General features: G+C 31.9%; 15 protein-coding genes. 3 read left to right on the forward strand and 12 right to left on the reverse strand.

The window, feature by feature from the left end:
- Positions 1-22: 22 nt before the first annotated feature.
- Positions 23-841 carry an alpha/beta hydrolase gene (locus RT228_RS00360; protein WP_286382803.1) on the reverse strand — a complete coding sequence of 273 codons (819 nt, stop codon included), beginning with the start codon at positions 839-841 and terminating at the stop codon, positions 23-25.
- 312 nt (positions 842-1,153) lie between these two features.
- The gene (locus RT228_RS00365; protein WP_286382801.1) at positions 1,154-1,549 is read right to left on the reverse strand and encodes a hypothetical protein; all 396 of its coding nucleotides are present in this window, start codon (positions 1,547-1,549) and stop codon (positions 1,154-1,156) included.
- A gap of 234 nt (positions 1,550-1,783) precedes the next feature.
- On the opposite strand from RT228_RS00365, the gene RT228_RS00370 reads away from it, so the two are divergent.
- Entirely contained in the window at positions 1,784-2,689 is a 906-nt protein-coding gene (locus RT228_RS00370; protein WP_313138341.1) for a hypothetical protein, read from the forward strand.
- A gap of 7 nt (positions 2,690-2,696) precedes the next feature.
- Here the strand turns inward: RT228_RS00370 and RT228_RS00375 are convergent, their stop codons facing one another.
- Together RT228_RS00375 and RT228_RS00380 are read right to left on the reverse strand one after the other, a co-directional pair.
- The gene (locus RT228_RS00375) at positions 2,697-3,332 is read right to left on the reverse strand and encodes a response regulator (RefSeq protein ID WP_006266543.1); all 636 of its coding nucleotides are present in this window, start codon (positions 3,330-3,332) and stop codon (positions 2,697-2,699) included.
- A gap of 3 nt (positions 3,333-3,335) precedes the next feature.
- Positions 3,336-5,312: a tetratricopeptide repeat protein gene (locus RT228_RS00380; RefSeq protein WP_286382797.1), complete on the reverse strand. Its 1,977-nt coding sequence runs from the start codon at positions 5,310-5,312 to the stop codon at positions 3,336-3,338.
- A 286-nt stretch (positions 5,313-5,598) separates the two neighbouring features.
- On the opposite strand from RT228_RS00380, the gene RT228_RS00385 reads away from it, so the two are divergent.
- Complete coding sequence (locus RT228_RS00385) at positions 5,599-7,614, forward strand: BCCT family transporter (RefSeq protein ID WP_286382795.1); 2,016 nt, start codon at positions 5,599-5,601, stop codon at positions 7,612-7,614.
- A gap of 76 nt (positions 7,615-7,690) precedes the next feature.
- Here RT228_RS00385 and RT228_RS00390 read toward each other — a convergent pair whose 3' ends face one another.
- The 7 genes from RT228_RS00390 to tnpA form a co-directional block, all read right to left on the reverse strand.
- A complete protein-coding gene (locus RT228_RS00390; protein WP_286382794.1) occupies positions 7,691-8,842 on the reverse strand; it encodes a DUF3179 domain-containing (seleno)protein in 1,152 nt (383 codons plus the stop codon).
- A 129-nt stretch (positions 8,843-8,971) separates the two neighbouring features.
- A complete protein-coding gene (locus RT228_RS00395) occupies positions 8,972-10,294 on the reverse strand; it encodes a DUF389 domain-containing protein (RefSeq protein ID WP_160339805.1) in 1,323 nt (440 codons plus the stop codon).
- Between the two features lie 8 nt (positions 10,295-10,302).
- On the reverse strand, positions 10,303-11,625 hold the full coding sequence (gene nhaA, locus RT228_RS00400; protein WP_286382792.1) for a Na+/H+ antiporter NhaA: 1,323 nt from the start codon (positions 11,623-11,625) through the stop codon (positions 10,303-10,305).
- Between the two features lie 144 nt (positions 11,626-11,769).
- Complete coding sequence (locus tag RT228_RS00405; protein ID WP_286382790.1) at positions 11,770-12,687, reverse strand: IS1595 family transposase; 918 nt, start codon at positions 12,685-12,687, stop codon at positions 11,770-11,772.
- A 107-nt stretch (positions 12,688-12,794) separates the two neighbouring features.
- Positions 12,795-13,664: an SDR family oxidoreductase gene (locus tag RT228_RS00410; protein ID WP_286382789.1), complete on the reverse strand. Its 870-nt coding sequence runs from the start codon at positions 13,662-13,664 to the stop codon at positions 12,795-12,797.
- 73 nt (positions 13,665-13,737) lie between these two features.
- The gene (locus RT228_RS00415) at positions 13,738-13,902 is read right to left on the reverse strand and encodes a hypothetical protein (protein ID WP_230493110.1); all 165 of its coding nucleotides are present in this window, start codon (positions 13,900-13,902) and stop codon (positions 13,738-13,740) included.
- 185 nt (positions 13,903-14,087) lie between these two features.
- Positions 14,088-14,540: an IS200/IS605 family transposase gene (gene tnpA / locus RT228_RS00420; protein ID WP_286433785.1), complete on the reverse strand. Its 453-nt coding sequence runs from the start codon at positions 14,538-14,540 to the stop codon at positions 14,088-14,090.
- Positions 14,541-15,299: 759 nt separating this feature from the next.
- Here tnpA and RT228_RS00425 point away from each other — a divergent pair.
- On the forward strand, positions 15,300-15,764 hold the full coding sequence (locus RT228_RS00425) for an SgcJ/EcaC family oxidoreductase (RefSeq protein WP_006263099.1): 465 nt from the start codon (positions 15,300-15,302) through the stop codon (positions 15,762-15,764).
- A gap of 8 nt (positions 15,765-15,772) precedes the next feature.
- On the opposite strand, the gene RT228_RS00430 is transcribed toward RT228_RS00425, so the two are convergent.
- Entirely contained in the window at positions 15,773-16,363 is a 591-nt protein-coding gene (locus tag RT228_RS00430) for a helix-turn-helix domain-containing protein (RefSeq protein WP_006266536.1), read from the reverse strand.
- Positions 16,364-16,554: the final 191 nt, after the last annotated feature.

Genomic DNA, 16,554 nt, shown 5'->3' on the forward strand with positions numbered 1-16,554 from the left:
AAAATGCTAAACTACTGCTATTTTAATTATTTAATATCCAAATTAGGGCTTGTTTTTTAGTTGCTCTAAATATAGTTGTATGTCCTTCATTTGGCTCATCTACATAGTGCCACACTAAATTTTTATTTTCATTTTCTGCTAAAATAGTAGCTAACTTATTTGTATAGGGAGAAATATCAGCAGCATTCGATCCTGCAAACCAAAGCTTTCTTTTTACCGCACTATTTTGATCTAAACTAGCTTTTGCGGTTCTAACTAAATAATGATTATTCCACCATAATGAAGGGTCAAAGGCGATATAGTTTGCAAACATGGCGGGTTCAACAAAAAAGGTTTCCATCACAAACAAACCTGAAGCAGATTCTCCTAATATCGTTTTTTCTTCTTTGGTTCTATATCTTTTATCGATTTCCTTAAATAACTCTTCTTTAATAAAGGCTCTAAACTGATTAGAACCTCCTACCTCGGGTGCAATTTCTTTATCTTTTGCAACAGTTGTAAATCCTGTCAAATCTCTTCTTCTTTGTGTATTTTCAATTCCTACTAAGATTACAGCAGGAATTTTTTGCTCATTTATAAGCTCTTCTATGGTAGTAGCGATATGAGAAAAATCCTCTTCTATTCCTCCATCAGCCATATAGATTACAGGCAAAGAATCCTGAGTACTCTCATAATTTTTTGGTGTCCATACATTAATAGTTCTTTCTTCTTTTAATTGATTTGATTCTAGTTTAAAAGTATCATGTTTAGGCACTACATCCTGAATTATACTCTTATTACCACAACTTGCTAATAAAATGGTATAGCATAAACTTAACAAAAACATAATTTTAAATTTCATTTTAGCGTATTTTTTTGATTCACAAAACTATTTCAATAAAAAACAGTAATTGATACTATTAATCTATTAATTTTACTATTTTGAATATGAGAAATCTCAATCTTTATTTTTACTACTGTAATTCTAAATTAGATAAAAATAATTTTATTCAATATTAGAGATTTACAGCATTAAACTAGTTCTCCTTATTTACTAGTTGTCTTTAAAAGGAGAAAGTCTTTTTGGGCTTTCCCTTTTTTACGACTATTGATATTAACTAAATCAAAAATTAAAAGTCAGACTAAAAATTTTATACAAAGAATCCTTATATTCTTATAACTTGCTTTCTAAATACTCTCTAATCACTAAATCAGTAAAGAAACCACTATGATGTCCTCCCCAACAAGCTGTCAAAGTAAAAGTTTTTCCTGTAAGGTCTAATTTTTTATTTTCTTCAGCTCCTTCGTTTACAATACAGTTTACTTCAATCTTATCAATTGACTCTTGTACTGCTTCTTTTCCAAAATTGTCTTTACAAACTTCTTTCATTGCATCCATTAAGCGTTGTAAACATACACTTGGTACAAACTTAATATGTTCTAATTCAAAAGTATCCCAATTAATTTGAATAGGTAATTCTTTACCTACAATTGCGTTCAATTCTTTTTGATATTCAGTTACATATTGCTCCTCTATAGCTGTATAAGCTCTTTTTTCTTGTAATCCCATGATTTATATTATTACTATTATTAACATTTCAAAGGTCTTATCTTTGCTATTGGTTTCATAGACCTAAATTCGGTAATTGCGCTTATCACGGAATTCCGTGATATGAAAATTTCCAAAAGTATCTTACCTTGTATTCAAACTTTACAAAAAATGCTAAAAACACTTTTAATAATTGGGTTTTGTTTTCTATCACTAACACTAGCTGTAAATAATCTATCTCTCATTATGGGAGGTATGAGAAAGAAAAAAGCAAATCGTTTAATACAAGAATATCTTGAACATGAATTCAAGGGGCAATTAAAAGCAGTTGAAATTAGACGCTTTTTTAATGCCTCTAATATGAATCCCAATATGTTTTCGGTTATTATCTACGATCATCAATTAGCACAAGTAAGATGGGTTTTATTCTTTGACGCCAAGATTTTAAAAAATGAAAACAGAATTGAACAAGGTGTTTCCTATGCTAAACCAGTAAAAGAACAATACCAAGATGCCTTAGCTGACTACTATACCAAAGAAGATATAAAACTAAAAATGATTGATTTAGATTGTCGTATTGACATTAGTTATGATTCATTAACCATGACATATCTTTTTAACCCAAATCCCAATGAGCTGAAAACGAAAACTAAAAAACTCTTATACTTACTAAATCAACAAAAGGACGCACTAAAAATCAATAGTATTTTCACAATTACTATCCATCTTCCAACCTATAATGAGGATATTTTTATGATTGTTATACATAGCATAGAGGACTCATGGCAGGTCAAAGAATGCTTACTAAAACAAGAAACTAATTATTTCAAAACTTTACAAGAAAAATTGCTGCCGAAGCGTATGGATTATTTAGCGGGATTAGACCACCTCTACAGTTCCCATGATTTTTCTTTATTATATGTAGATACAGCTTGTTTCACTAAAGCTGTGTGGGTACATCTGTTAATCGATACAAAAGAAGTAGAACAAGAAAAAAACAGCTATCACAAGACTCCTGTAACAGCTGCTTTATTAGAAACGATTAATCTTACCAACAAAGTAGTCACTCATCGAGAAATCGTACCGATTACTGAACCAAATTCGTTTATTTCTATTTTAGAAGAGATTAAACCACTATTAGCAATAAAGTATACCTTTTAATTATTCACTAATCAAATAGTCCTGATTCAATAGCAAACTTTACCGCTCCCGTAGTTGTCTTAGACCCTGTTTTCAACAAGATATTCTTGCGATGTGTCTCCACCGTATTAACTGATATAAACAGTTTCTCAGAAATTTCTTTAGAAGTCATTTCTTCTGATAAAAGTGCTAGAACTTCTTTCTCCCGTTGAGTCAATTCAATATCTTGATACTTCTTTTTATCAAATACACTTTCCATATAGCGCTGTTTAATAACTTCTGAGAAATATTGCTTGTCATTGATTAATTCCCTTACAGCAACTTGTAACTCCTGCTTATTTGTAAATTTAGGTACAAAACCATCTGCTCCTTTTTGGATTACCTTATGAACAACGCGAGGATTATCAAGCATACTCAAAATTAGAACCTTGACATCTGATTGATTACTCTTTACCCTAGTTAATAACTCTACTCCATCCATCTTGGGCATATTCAAATCGGTAATGACTAATTGTATGTCAAATTGCTCTAATAAACGTAATACTTGTGTTCCTTCTGTTGCTAAATGCACTTGTTTTACTTCCTCCATATCAAGTAATATAGTGTTTAACCCCTCTAAGAACATCAAATGATCATCTGCTATGATTATATTTACTCTACTCACTACTTATTTATTTAAAGGTATATTAATTGTTATGGAAGTCCCATATTTAACATTACTATCTATTTCTATACTTCCTTTGAGTTTTTCTAAACGCTCTCTTATATTGCGCAGTCCTATCCCTTGTTTCTTAACATTGGCAAACCCAACGCCATTATCATGAATAAGAATATTGAGGTGGTCATCGTGTTTGGTCAATTGTACCTCAGCACTTGAAGCCTTAGCATGCTTAACGATATTATTGACCAACTCTTGAACGATGCGATATGCACCAGCCAATACATCATCTGTCAACTTATTAATTTCTGTCTCTGGAAAAAAATAAGCTTTAATTGTCAAATTATTTTTCTGACTTACAGTATCGACGTATTCTTTCAAAAAACTACTAAATCCAATTGAAGAGAAAGCCAGTGGATGCAATTGATGCGATAGCAAACGCAGATCCTTACACGCATTGTTAATTGCTTCTTGCAAACGCTTAGTTTGTTCTCCCGTATCTTGCTGAGAGAAATGATGTTCAAAAGCAATCTTAATTCCTGCTAAATCACTTCCTATTCCATCGTGTAACTCTCGTGCTAATCGAGCTCTTTCTTCCTCTTGTCCTTTCTGATAGCGCTCGATCATAGAAATTTTATGATCTTTAACCATCTCATTAATCTTGTGATTCGCATTTTTCTCAACCTCCACCTGTAGTTGTCTTTGCACTTTCAAACGTTGTAGATAAAAATACATCACAATAATAAAGAGAATTGAAACCAAAATAAAACCAATGATAAAAGTATTACGAAGTTGTTTCTGACGAATGACAGCTTGCTCTACTTCTCTAAGCTCTACTTCTTTTAATTCTTGCTCCTTCTCCAGCAACTCTATTTTAGTTTCCTTTAATTCCGTTTCATATTGTTGTTGCAGATCTGCTAAATGCTTCTCTTTCTCAATACTATTAAATTTTGTATTATCGATTATACTTCGATATAAATAATTATATGCTTTTTCATATTGTTTTTGATCTGCATATAGGGAACCTAAATTCAAAAAAAAGTTAGTATTATAGGCTAATATAGAACGTTCTTCAGTAATACTCAATGCTCTCTCAAAATACTTAATTGCTTTCTTTGTATTCCCTACTTTACTCTCACACACTCCTAAATCATTCAATACAATAGCCATATCAGTGACATAATTTAACTCTTCAAGAAGCTTATAAGTATTCTCCAAGTGAGGTATAGCCTCTTTAAACTTATGCTGTTCTACTAATAGTTGAGCAAGGTTAATTTTAACATAGGCCTCCACTGTTTTATTTCCTTCCTCTTGACGAAACTTTAATACAGTCATATAATGCTCCCTAGCTTGATCAAACTTACGCTGCTCTTTCAAAATATTTACGTAGTTAAACAATGTAGTCAATACCCCATCGGTATCCTCAATAGATTTATACAAATCATTCGCTCTTTTCAAGCTCTCTATAGCCTTATCATATTCATCCTTTTGTATATATAGTGTAGCAACATTCTGATACGCATTTGCCTCTTGAAGTACATCGTCTACAGCTCTAGCTTTTTCAATACATATCATAAAGCTCTCCATTGCCTTGGAGTATAACGATAAATTCTTATAACTAAGTGCTAATAGATTATAAGCAGCAGGTAAACCTTGCTCCATTTTTAATTTCTCTAAGGATTCAATAGTCTTCAATGCATATTCTATAGACTTCTTATAATCTCCATTAATAGAATTCAAATTTCCTAAAGAATAATAAGCACGAGCTTTTTCCTTCTCTAAGTTATGCTTTTCACTTAAAGCTAACCAAGCAAATGCGGCCTTTCTAGCTTCAAGTGGTTGGGAATATACATTCTGGGAATACACTTTCGATAATGAGTCAATAGTAACTCTCACTGGTTGCTGTGCAATACCCTTTGTGAAAATAAAAAAGATTACTAATTGAAAAATTAAAGTTACTCTACTATCACGATTAGATAAATTCAAAACAATTTTGTATTAATTTCTTATTATTTGCCGCATTCTTTTTAACTAAAATAGCAAAATAAAGCAACAAAAAAACATATGCTTCTGAGGCTTTATAGAAGACAAAACTACAATTTTTAACCTTTAAAAAAATGAAAGTTTACTAGAAATAAAAACTCCAAAAACATCTTCTTTTTAATTCTCAACAACGAAAAACACAGAATAAAACCACAAAAAATACTAAATATTATGTATATTCGAAACAAAAACAATAAAACTATATTTTTAATACATAAAAACAAAAATTATGTCTAAATTTCCTAGAATACGTACAACCTTGAGTAAAGGTGTTATTCTACCAAGTTTAATTTTTATTATTGGAGTCAGTTTACTTGCTGCAATTTTTCCACAGATAACCAATGAGCTATTAAACGTAATCAAAACATTCATCTTTGTTAACCTCAATTGGATATATGTATGGTCTGTGACTATATTTATTATCTTCTTGATTTATTTAATGGCCAGTAAATACGGTAATATTCGCTTAGGAAGAAATAATAGTAAACCCGATTATTCCTTCTTTTCATGGATATCAATGTTATTCGCTGCTGGTATGGGGATTGGGCTAATGTACTTCAGTGTTGCTGAGCCGATCCAACACTATTCAAATGAAGTTTTCAGTAACAATACCGCACTACAACGCGCACAAGATGCACAGATGTACACCTTCTTTCACTGGGGAATACACGCATGGGCTATTTATGCTATTGTTGGTCTAGCACTATCTTATTTTGCTTATAGATATCGTTTACCGCTATCTCTAAGAAGTTGTTTTTATCCTCTTTTAAAAGATAAAATAAAAGGTAAATGGGGAAATATGATTGACGTATTTGCCTTGTGTAGTACCTTCTTTGGTATTACAACAACATTAGGTTTTGGTGTTGTACAGATTAACTCTGGACTTCAAACCTTAAATATTTTACCTGAAAACAGCTTTATCTATCAAGTACTTATTGTAGCTGTATTAGTATCTCTATCTATTATCTCTGCTGTTAGTGGATTAGACAAAGGTGTAAAACTACTAAGTAGTATCAATATCATTGCTGTAGTCGTATTGCTTGTTTTCGTACTCGCTTTAGGCCCTACCGTTTATTTAATTGGAAGCTTTACAGAAGGTATTGGTAATTATATATCAAACTTCTTTACCATGACTTTTAGTACACACTCCTTTAATGATAAAACACAACCCTGGTTTTATGACTGGACTATCCTATACTGGGCATGGTGGATCTCATGGTCTCCATATGTTGGATTATTTATTGCTAAAATCTCTAAAGGACGTACTATTCGTGAATATATTGCTGCAGTATTATTACTACCGACACTATTCAACTTTATTTGGATGTCTGTATTCGGGAATAGTGCCATTTGGTTTGATATGAATGTAGCTGATGGTGCATTGAGTACTATTGCTAACAACCCAGATGCGTTGATGTTTGAGTTTTTAGCGTACTTACCTCTAAGTTCAATTACTAGCTTCTTAACTATATCAATTATCATCATATTTTTTGTTACTTCTGCAGACTCAGGAATGTTTGTAATGAACAGTATATCAACCAAGAATGCTAGAATATCCCCTAAATGGCAAACTATTGGATGGGGAGTATTACTAGCTGTATTAGCTTTGTTATTGTTAAACGCAGGTGGATTAGGTGCATTACAAAGCATGACCTTAATTACAGCTCTTCCATTCTCTATTATAATGCTATTATTTATCGTAAGCTTGATCAAAGCACTAGTTATCGATAAAAAATATTATGAAACTGACTTTTCTACTACAACGGTTACCTGGTCAGGAGATTCATGGAAAGAGCGATTAAAACAAATTGTATCCTTTGACGATAAAGAATCTGTACACAAATTTATTGATACGACAGTCAAAGAAGCCTTTAAAGAGCTAGAAACCGAATTTGCTAAAAATAATATTGATGCTGTTATCAATACTTATGAAGGTCCTTATCGACTAGAAATTGAGATTAAACACGACTTGGTAAATAACTTTATTTACGGTGTCAGAACAGAGTCTAAAATGGTTTCTGATTACTTATTATCAGAAGAAAACTTACCTGATATTAACGATAATAAAACCTTTTATCCAAAAGCTTATTTTGGTGATTATAGACAAGGTTATGATGTTCACATCTTTACTAAAAATGAGCTAATTTCTGACGTATTAAAACACTATGAACGATTCCTTGAAATTATATCTGAAGAGAAAAATGAAATGTTTATCAGTAGTGATTCCAATCATCGTTTAAGATAATATATTACTAGTCTACTTATTCTAGTATCAAAAAAGAACCATATTAGTTTAAAGTTAATATGGTTCTTTTTATATATTACAAATCAATGAACTGAGTATTTGGATGAAAGCGTTTCCAAGAAAACCAATACTCATCAGACAGCCGGATGAGAACTAAATTCTGCTTTTTGTCTCCCGAGAGATACTTTCCATTCAAATCCCAACGTTGAAAACCATTATCTGCTGTAATACATCTAGCTGATAAATCTAACGCTAAATCCTGCTTGTGATCCCATCTAAAAGCAATTACATTGTTTTGGTGAGCTACTAAAAAGAAATTAGCTGTTTCATTTACAACTAATCCTTGATTTAATATAGTTTGTTTTAAATAGACTACGTTTACATTATTTATCTTATCTACGATACCTATAACCCGTGTTCTAGCAGCAAAAGTCTTATCCCTGTTTTTACTAGATAATCCTGGTGTGAATTCTGAAACGACAATGCGTTTCCACAATCCTTTAATTGGAAGTTTAAAAGGTTTTAGATCACCTTCTTTCAATACTGGTAAAACAGGGGTTTCAAACATTTTCTTTACTTCCCTCCAAGTCACTATCTGAAAAGGAATAGCAATCAGTTCACTAGGGTGTAATTTCCCTACAAGTGATTCGAAGTTAGCCTGCTGAAAAAAGGTTCCTGTCTTGCGATCAGAGACAATCATATTGGCATGTTTAAACGAGCTAACATATAAAGGTCCTATAGCGGTAACATCAAAAGGAATAATACTTCTACACATTGCACAATAAGTCAATGACACCATCTTAGAACCAAACCAATCATTGATAATATGGTAGTGAATAACATAATCTAAAGGATAACACTTTACCACTCCATTGTATTCTATCACAGCTAACTCACTGTCATCGGGTAGTAAATCACCTGTTGTTACCTCTATAATATCTGGAAAATCTACTGCAATAAACATGCGTTCTTGCGTTAATCGATAAGCCAGAAACACTCCTAAAATTGCCAATATAAGAGAAAAATACCCTATCCAAGACCACTGGTCTAACCAAAAAAATGTCAATCCCCAAACTACTAATAAAACTACTATTGCTAATGGTAAACGTACCCTATTCATATAATATACCAAGCGAACAGGCACAAACTCTAACATTGTCATATAAACACCTGACATACCTATTAATATAGATAAAACACTCAAGCAAACTAAAACTGCTGTTTCCATCTTTCTCTTTTTTACATATGACAATTTACTTCATTTTAACAATATATTTTTCTCATTAGTAACAAAAAAAGAAAGCCCCCTACTCAAAAAATAAGTAAGGAGCTCTTTGATATGTTTTTAATTACTAAATTACTCTTTAGTATATACAGCTGGCTGGTATGTATTCACTACTAAAACAGTATCTACTTGTAATCGAGCTTTTAACCAATTCGTGATACGTATCTTCTCCGAATTTATAGGTACAACACTATCTTTATACATTAACACCCAATCAACTTGACTAGTTGTATCGGTTAGGTTTCGCTCTACTTTACCTAAAGATACTTGTTCGAGTGATGGGAACAATACTCCGATCTCTTTCACCAGACCAGGCTCGCTCACTTTGTACTTAGCTAACTCGCGCTTTAAATCATTAATGATTACGTCTTTCTCGGATAGGTTACTATTTTGTTTATTGATTTCCTTCATGATTTCAGACTTGATATCTTGCTCATCTTGCTTGAAGGTCAAAGCTACATTATCTATCCCTTTTTCCTGTAGAAGTCGGTTATACATCTCTATATTCTCTTTAGACAATTTCTTATCCAAAAAGGCTAACTCTACCTTACGTGGCGAGGTATTATAATTAATTTTTTTATAGATAACTGTTACCCCTCTAGCAGTAAACTCTGTATTGATAAACTCCTCAACAGTCTTGGTAAATTTCTTCTCATTGAATAGATTATAGGCCAAGTAAAAACTTGGTATAATCAACACTAAAATCAATAAACTAATACCGTATCGCATACGTTTCTCCTTTTTTGTATCTAATGCAGTCGCTGTAGGATATTTCAAGTATTTAATTACTAAGAACGTCGCTATACAAATAAAGAAACAGTTAATCATATACAGATAAAATGCTCCTAAAAAATAACTAAAATTAAAAGTTGCTAAACCATATCCTGCAGTACATAAAGGAGGCATCAAGGCTGTAGCAATCGCTACTCCTGGAATAGGATTTCCTTTCTCTACTCGAGTAATTGAAATCACTCCCACTAATCCACCAAAAAAAGCAATCAACACATCATAAATCGTCGGTGCAGTACGAGCAAGTAATTCTGATTGCACATCTTTAAATGGGCTTAAGTAAAAATAAACTGAAGATACAACCAAACTTACAATTGTAGCTACAACCAAGCTTTTAATAGAAATCTTCAGTAATAAAAAGTTATAGGTACCAAGTGCAAAACCAGCTCCTACAATTGGTCCCATCAATGGTGAGATCAACATAGCTCCAATTACCACCGCTGTAGAATTTACATTTAATCCTATCGACGCAATGATAATTGCACATGCCAAAATCCAAAGATTTGATCCTTTAAAAGCAATATTTGCTACTATATTTTCAAGGACTTTTTCGCCCTTCTCCTCACCTTTGTGAAGATTGATGTAATCAAAAAACTTACTAGTCATTTAAAACATTATTTCGTTGACTTACTCAATACCATATAGCCTAGTACACCACCAATGATGGATGCTACAAAAATACCTATCTTCGCTTGAGTCATGTACTCCTCATTAGTAAATGCTAACGAAGTTACAAACAAAGACATTGTGAATCCAATAGAAGCTAGCAAACCTAATCCTAATAGATTTTTCACATTCATTCCTTCAGGGAAAGGAGCTACTTTTAATTTCACTAAAAGCACTGTAAATCCAACTACTCCAACTACTTTCCCTACTAATAAGCCAAGAGCTACACCAAGAGCTACATTAGTACTAAACAAGTGATCCATATCAATATCTAAAGATACCCCAGCATTAGCTAAAGCGAATATAGGGATAATTAGATAGGTTACCATCGGATGCATCATATGTTCTAAACGTTGTAATGGAGGAGTAGCAGCACTACTTGTATGCTCAATCTCTTCTAAGATATGCAATTGTTCGTTTGTTAATGTCGGAATTTTATCATTGGGATCAATGCCTCTAAACCTATCTAACAAACCTTGCATCTTATCGCCATATACTTTCTCGCTAATTCTCACATTTGCAGGAATTGTAAAAGCAGCTAATACTGCTGCAATTGTCGCATGTACTCCTGAAAGCAAAAATGCTGTCCAAACTCCACCAATACCCAAGATTGCATAAAACATAATATTTCTAACTCCCATTTTATTTCCCAAATACATCACTAATAAAATAGCAGCACCAATGATTAAATGTAACATAGAAATCTCAGAGGTATAAAAGAATGCAATCACAAGTACCGCTCCTAAGTCATCTACAATCGCCAATGCAGTTAAGAAAACCTTTAATGTCAAGGGTATACGACTACCCAATAAATACAAGACGCCCAAGGCAAAAGCAATATCTGTTGCCATCGGAATTCCCCATCCATTAGACATCTCTCCATTTGGGTTTAGAAAAAAATAAATACCCGCAGGAACAATCATTCCTCCTAATGCAGCTCCAATAGGAAGCATTGCTTTACGTGGGTTTGATAATTCTCCAGCTACAATCTCTCTTTTTAACTCTAGCCCTACAACAAAGAAAAAGATAGCCATTAACCCATCATTAATCCAGTGGTGAATACTATATTCAAAGAAGCTATTGCCTGCCCATTGAAAACCAAATTTATACTCTAATATGTGATGGTACTGTTCTTTAAATGATGTATTTGCTAATATTAACGCTATAATCACACTTATACCTAGAACGATCCCTCCAGATTTTTCTTGTTGCATAAATCGCTGTATCGGTGATACCATCCTCTCAATAGGTGTTTTGTCCAATTGCCTCATAAAAATAACTCTTCTTTTTTTAATGTTATACATAGTTTACAAACTCAAAAATAGAAAATTAATTTTGTTAGCTACTATACGACAGTTATTTCTATGAATTCTTATCCTTATTTAACTTTTATAATATTTTTAAATGTATGTCCGTTATTTGTCATAAGCTGTAATATTGGCAATAATAAGCCTATCAAAGAGCTTATCACCAAAGTACCTTCTATTAAGTTTATAAACGAATTCATCTAAGTACGCTTGAAGATATTTTCGTTTAATTTTATGGTAATTTCCCAGTAGATTTCTTTTAGCATTACTGATAGCTATATGTACCCATTTTAGAGTCTCTTTTGTTGTTTTTTCAGATGATTTTTCAGTGATATGTATCTGAACAAAATCTGAAATATCTACATAAGAAGTACTCTTATCAGTTAAGACAATACTACTTTCTTCAATATTTTTCCTAATCATTTCATTAACACCTTCAGCTTTATGATCTTCTAAAACAACAACTTTAAAAAAGCGTACATGATTTTGTTTTTCACCTGTTTTTATGTCCTCTAAAACTGTACTTTCTGCCATAATTGCAACATTTTGGACACCTGTAGATCCACGACCACTTTTTGTTTTAGACTTCTCTATTTTAGATGTTTCTACTTTAAAATATCCCTCATCCATCTCTAACATTCCTTCTAAAGTATACTTGCTATCTCGATTACCCATTGCCTTGCGAAGTTTATGGACCATTGCCCATACTGGCTCATATCTTTTTAGTCCTAATTGCTTCTGAATTTCTAAAGTAGAAAAGCCTTTTTTGGTCGCTGTCATTAAGAACATTGTCTTATACCATATCAGAAAAGATAGTTTAGAATGCTCCATAATTGTTCCGCTTTTTAAAGTCATACGAGAACGACATTTTTTACATTCATAACTCCATCTACTTTGAATCCAATAGTGGGTATCATGACCACATCTTTGACAAGTTACACCTAATTTATCACGTTGTTCTTTAAAGTGTAAACGGCAAGCTTCTTCACTTGTAAATTCAGCCGAAAAGGTAAAAAGGTTTAGCATGACTTTCTTATGGTTTAGACTACAAATATAGCATTATGCCGTTAAACGGAGATACATATATTTTTACTACAATAAAATATAATTAAGGAAAATCTTAGTATAAAACATCATTCTACTAATTTCTGTGCTTTTTCTTCAAAAAAGTCTTTTAAATGCTTTTGTCCATATTTAGGTGCTACATTATCCATGGCCATTGCAGTTAAGAAAAATTCATAAGGACCATATCTTTTTGATGTTGTAAACAAACGAAGTGCTTTTATAATAAGAACACGCAAAAAATCAGGACAACAAGTAATTTTTCTTTTTTTTCCTAAAGTATCTAGTGCTAATTGCGCTAATTCTTTTTGACTAAAAACATCGGGGCCTCCTACTGCGCATTCTTTATTGATTCCTTGCATTTGTTCAATACAAAACTGCGCTAAGTCTTCACCGTCAATTGGATTAAGTTTCTTCTCTCCTATACCAAATAAATAAACTCGAACTGACTTAGCCATCATTAAGAAATCAAGCATATCCGAAAAGAAGCCATTAGGACGAATAATTCGATAATCCAATCCAGAAAACTTTAATTGATCTACAAATCCCTCTTTTGCTTGAAAAATTTTTAAATGTTTTAATTGATTTCCATGAATGGCCGAAACATATAAAAAACGCTTTACTTTCGTCTTTACTGCTTCTTGAAGAAGATTCATATTCCCTTGGTAATCCACATCCATATAAGTTAACCCTTCCTTCTGCCTGGTAATTCCCACAGTAGAAAACACCCAATCTATAGTTAATGTACACCCTTTTATTGTTTCAGATCTAGTTATTTCACCTATAAAAATTTCATCTGCCAAAAGCACCTTTTCTTTTTGATTTTCAGATCGAATTAAGACACGAACCCAATAACCATTTCGTTTCAATTCTCTTACTATATAACCTCCTAAATATCCCGTAGCTCCTGCTACTAATACTCTTATTTGTTGATTTATCATAATACTTACAAATTACTACTATAACAAAACTACAGTATATAGCATACAAAAAACCTTGACAATCGTCAAGAAATTACCCTTTAACTACACGTTGTTTGATTCTACTTAATGTCTCAGGAGAAACACCTAAATACGTTGCAATATAGTGTTGAGGTACACGAAGAAATAAATCACCTTGATTAGCAAGCAAATCAACATATCTTTGCTCTGCAGATTTTGTAACAAATGATGCTATCAAACGTTGAGCAGTTAATAATTCATTTTCTACTGCGATACGAGCTATTTGTTCAAAAGTAATAGATTGCTTTAAAAGCTGTTCAATTGAGGATTTTGAAATAATAGCTAAAATCGTAGGCTCTAATGCTTCATAATTTTCTTGCGCAGGTCTAATAAAATACCTCGGGGCAAGCCCACGAGGTATTGTTAGAACAGAGTAAGTTGACCAGAATATACTTTCTGATAATCTTTATCTGATTTACCTTGACTTTCTATATGCTTTCGTATTACTTCTTTGTTCCCATATAAGCCTACTGTATTTGCATAAAAACCACTTGTCCATAAATTACCTCCCCATAATAATTGCTTTATTTCTGGGTGAATACGGAACATTTCACGAGCTGTTATACTCTTTATCGTACGTACTATTTGACTTAATGACAAACTTGGCACACTCTGTATCAAAAAATGAACATGGTCTGATTCATAACCTATCTCCAAAAAAGCTATCTCATATCTCTCTGATATTTCCTCACAAACTTTCACTAAACTAAGACCTGACTCATCTGTAAGTACCTTACGTCTATATTTCATAGGAAATACTATATGATACAATAGTAACGTCTTATTATGACTCTTATAAATATGTTCATCATCCATAGAACTAAGTTACACTTTTTCAAAGTGTTTTGAAAAACCATCTGTTTTTCAAACTTTTCCTTCTGACCCCAAGGCAAGCCTCGGGGAATTCTTTAGATTAAAATTTCCATTTAATTTTTGTTAGTATTAGAATAAATATTATCCTAAATCAGATAATTCAGAAATATGGTTAATACAAAAAAAGAGCAGATAACATTTAATTTTGAGAACAATAAATTATATCCATTATTCAATAGAATTAAAAATAGTTCAATCTTTTACTCCATAAAAATAGTTAACTAAAGCCAAATAGACACCCCGACAACCAAAAAACACCTTAACAAGTTTAGTATTCCATAACAAAATACATCAAACTAAATTAATTAACAGGTAATATGAAACAAACATAACAAAATACTAAAAAACAAGATAAAAATAAATCAAAGTAAAAACATAGATGTTGATTAAAATATTTACTTACATCATTTAGAAAAACAGGTAATTATTTAACTTTTTAGTACTTTTTTAAAACATTTAAAAGTATTATATTTGATTTTAACCTAATTTACTAAGGTGAACTATTAGGTGAGTTGGTTTCAAACAAACAAGACAATTGATTGATTTAAAGATACTTACAAGAAGTGGTTCGAATCCTGCCACCCCGACAAAAAGGAATCACTTTATAGTGGTTCCTTTTTTATTTACACTCACTTTCTTATTCTACATTAACACCTCTTCATGAATCATTGAGTATCTTCGTAATTATAATAAACGATGACAATGACTAGACAAAATCCAGAAGAAATAGTTCAGCAATTTGTAACTGCTTGGAATAAATACGATGCTACCTTACTTGCCGATATTTTTGTAGATGATGCAGACTTTGTCAATGTCACAGGGTTATGGTGGCATAAAAAAGAAGACATTTTTAAAGCTCATGATTATGGCTTACGAGTAATTTTCAAAGAATCTCAACTAGTAATCAAAAGAACCAAGATCAGATACTTAACAGACACTATAGCTATCGTACATGCAAGACTACAATTAAGTAATCAATCAGCATTACAAGAAAATGAAACTCCTCAACTTAGAAACAACTTATTCATTTTCGTAACTCAGAAAATAGAAAAAAATTGGTACTGTATAGCAGCTCAGAATGCCGAAGTACAGAATGGTAAAGAGACTTTTATTAAAAAGGAAGATGGTTCTTTTAAAGCAGTGAATTACAATCAATTTAAAAAGTAAAGACGATTTTAGATATTACATCCTTCCATGGTCTTTTTCTGTTTCAACTCACTAATATACTCTGAAGGCAATACACCTGTATATTTTTTAAAATTAATCGTAAAACGACTATGAGAAGCAAAACCGCTCTTATCTGCTAAATAACTTATCTTATATGTCAGATAATGTGGTTTACTTATTAAAGTATCTACCATATAAGAAATCCTCAATTCATTAATATACGTAGCGAAGTCTTTTTCTTTATACATATTAATGTAGTAAGACACATAGCGATGATTAACTCCTAAGCTTGCAGAAAGATTACTTAGTGATATTGATTTATCCAAGTATTTTCTTTGTTTCTCAAACTCTTTTATTTTTTGACACAGATAACACTCCATGCCTATAGACATATAATTAGTTTGTTTATTAGGATCAGCACTTATTTGTAGCACCTCTTCCTTTAAAGAAGAACCTCTAACTCTTCTTAGCAATCTTTTCGATTTTATTGAACTACTAGATAGTTTCTCATTTATACTCCATATCATACTTTTCTTTAATAGAGAGGCACACTCCATTGTTCTATTGATGATAATACTTAAAAATAATAAGGTCTTCATATTTATACTTTTATCATTATTCAACTATTATCTATACCTATACAGTAGTAACTTCCAAGTCAAATAATATGTGGTGGTGTATTTTATAGTCATGCTATAATGAAGCAGACTATAACTTTAGATTTATTTGATAAAAGTATAATCTCTATAACAGAATGTCACCTTTAAGGGGGTGGACAAAGGGGTGGACT

The sequence above is a fragment of the Myroides sp. genome, assembly GCF_032073645.1.
In the GTDB taxonomy this organism is placed as follows: domain Bacteria; phylum Bacteroidota; class Bacteroidia; order Flavobacteriales; family Flavobacteriaceae; genus Flavobacterium; species Flavobacterium odoratimimum.